The following is a 951-nucleotide window of genomic DNA, read 5'->3' on the forward strand; positions in this document are numbered from 1 at the left end:
TTTGAGATCCTTTGTGGGTAATTGCATTTTCCATTGAAATTACTGGATAAATCAACAACGAAAAATCAGGACGAGCACTAACCTTATAATCAGATTCATAAACTTTATCGTCATAATGAGTCGATGCAGTCGAAGCCAAATGCCCTCCAGCTGAAAAACCTAAAATTCCAACCTTGTTTGGATCAATATTCCATTTTGCTGCATTTTGCCTTACATAGCGAATAGCTTCCTGTGCATCTTGCAATGGTCCAACGGTTTTATTTTTCATGGTTAAATCAGTTGGGATTCTGTATTTTAAAACAAATGCAGTTATTCCTAAACTATTAAACCATTCAGCGACTTTTGTTCCTTCTTTATCAAACGCTAAATGTGTGTAACCTCCGCCTGGGCAAATTACAACTGCAGTCTGATTTGGTTTTGTTTCTTTAGGAATAAAAATGCTTAAAGTAGGAACAGAAACCTGACTTGTACTTTGCATTTTTCCATCTTTTAGTTCTGGCTTTTCTTTATAATCTGGAGCTTTTATTTCGTCTGGAATTTTATTCCAAAGCGCAATCACTTGATTTTGTGCATTCATAGAAAATAGTCCTGAAAAAAGAAGAAAGCCAGAAGCGATTCTTTTTAACGATTGTGTTTTTATAGTTTTCAATTTTACTTTTAATTAATTGTTTTACAGTTGGTTATTTGGTTTAATGATAGAAATTCAATATTTAGAATTTAAAAGATAAAAATAAGGAGAAATATAATTACAAAACATGTGTTTCGGGACAATTTTACCCCATAAAAAGGATGAATTTCACCTATTAGCTTTTAACAAATATATTGTTTAATGTGTAATTTTGTATTCTTTTTTTTATGTATTATGTTTATTTTAGAAGCTAAAATATTTTTTTATACAATATTATTTGGATTATACAGATTAAAAACTATATTTGTGCAATCGATTACATT

1 protein-coding gene is annotated in these 951 nt (G+C 30.0%); it reads right to left on the minus strand.

The genetic code is table 11. The features are described 5' to 3' along the window. On the minus strand, positions 1-649 hold a 649-nt coding region (locus B3J44_RS19585), incomplete at its 3' end, for an alpha/beta hydrolase (protein ID WP_286970900.1). Positions 650-951: the final 302 nt, after the last annotated feature.

Origin of the sequence: Flavobacterium sp. UBA4854 (assembly GCF_002399805.1) — a bacterium.
In the GTDB taxonomy this organism is placed as follows: domain Bacteria; phylum Bacteroidota; class Bacteroidia; order Flavobacteriales; family Flavobacteriaceae; genus Flavobacterium; species Flavobacterium ginsengisoli.